Source organism: Streptomyces sparsus, assembly GCF_054776295.1.
The window spans coordinates 1-1,301 of record NZ_BAAHCA010001172.1 but is presented as its reverse complement, the minus strand read 5'-3'; the positions used below and the strand labels follow the sequence as shown (position 1 = coordinate 1,301).

Sequence of the window (1,301 nt, the reverse complement as noted above, 5' to 3'; positions counted from 1 at the left end):
CTAACCGCCTGCCGGACGGCGCGGACACCGCGCACACCGCGCTGCGGGTCCTGGCGCACGGGCAGGCGGACGTGGGCACGCTGTGGGTCGCGCTGCCCACCGCCGGGCGGACCGGCGGCTACGTCTTCGACGTGGCCGTCGCCGAGGGCCGTCGCGGTCAGGGGCACGGGCGCGTGCTCATGGGGGTGGCCGAGCGGGAGTGCCTCGCCGCCGGCGCCCGGCAGATCGGGCTCAACGTGTTCGCCGGCAACACCGCCGCGCTTCGCCTCTACACCTCACTCGGCTACCGCACCCGGGCACGTCACCTGTGCAAATCGCTGTGAGGCGGGATCAGTTCCCGGCCAGCAGCCGGTCGGTGATCTCCTCGACGCGCCGGCGCAGTCCCTCCTGGCTCCGGGAGCCGTCCAGCAGTTCCCCGCCGATGACGTACGAGGGGGTGCCGCGTACACCCAGCGCCTGCCCCTCGGCCTGGTCCGCGTCCACGGCCAGCAGGTGGCGGCCGTCGATCAGCGCGGTCTCCACCTCGCCCGCGTCCAGCCCGAGCTTCTCCGCGACCTCCACGAGCACCGCCTCCCCGCGGCTGCCCAGGTCCGACGTCCGCTCCAGGACCGCCCGGGTGTACGCCTCGCCGTGTCCCTGCGCCCACGCCTCCTCGGCCGCCTGGGCGGCCGCGTACGCGTGTCGGTGCTTCGCCAACGGGAACTGCCGCAGCCTGACCTCCAGGGAGTCCGGGTAGCGCTCACGTAGCAGCCGCAGGTCCTCCTGGGCGGTGTGGCAGTCGGGGCACTGGAGGTCGAACCAGACGTCGAGTACGGGGCGGGGGGCCGGTGCGTCGCTCATGCGCACAGTCTGGCAGCCCGCCGACGGCCCCCGGCAGCAGCCTGCCGACCGCCGGCCGGTGGGGTGTTTGCCCCGGGCTGTCCGAGAACTTTCCCCCGGCCATGGCATCGACGGACGGGGAAGGGGCAGGATGGACACATGCTGACCGTGACCGTGTGCGCCGCACTTTCCGCAGCCGGTCTGGCTGTCTCCTTCCTGACGGCCTACCGGCGCCGCTACGTGGCCGCCACGCGCCTGGCCGCCCTCTCGCTGCTGCCCATCGGGTTGGCGATGGCCGGGCTGGTGGGCCTCGGCGGCCGGATCATCCGGGCCGTCGGCTCCTGGGCCGCGGATCTGGTGCTCAAGCCCACCGTCTGGGCGGGCTTCGCCGTGCTCGCGCTGTCCGTGGTGCTCTACGTCATCGCCAGGTTCGCGCAGGCCCGCACCTCCGGTGCCGCGGCCGACGGCCCGGCGGCGGCCAC

Annotated in this window: 3 protein-coding genes; 2 read left to right on the top strand and 1 reads right to left on the bottom strand. The window is 74.3% G+C overall.

The genetic code is table 11. The annotated features are described in order from the left end of the window. The coding region (locus ACYVE9_RS27220; RefSeq protein WP_461030550.1) for a GNAT family N-acetyltransferase at positions 1 to 323 on the top strand (323 nt) is incomplete at its 5' end. A 7-nt stretch (positions 324 to 330) separates the two neighbouring features. Here the strand turns inward: ACYVE9_RS27220 and ACYVE9_RS27215 are convergent. Then, positions 331 to 840, bottom strand: coding sequence for a DsbA family protein (locus tag ACYVE9_RS27215; RefSeq protein WP_461030549.1), 510 nt, complete (start codon positions 838 to 840; stop codon positions 331 to 333). Between the two features lie 138 nt (positions 841 to 978). Between ACYVE9_RS27215 and ACYVE9_RS27210 the strand changes: the two genes are divergently transcribed. Continuing rightward, the coding region (locus tag ACYVE9_RS27210) for a hypothetical protein (RefSeq protein WP_461030548.1) at positions 979 to 1,301 on the top strand (323 nt) is incomplete at its 3' end.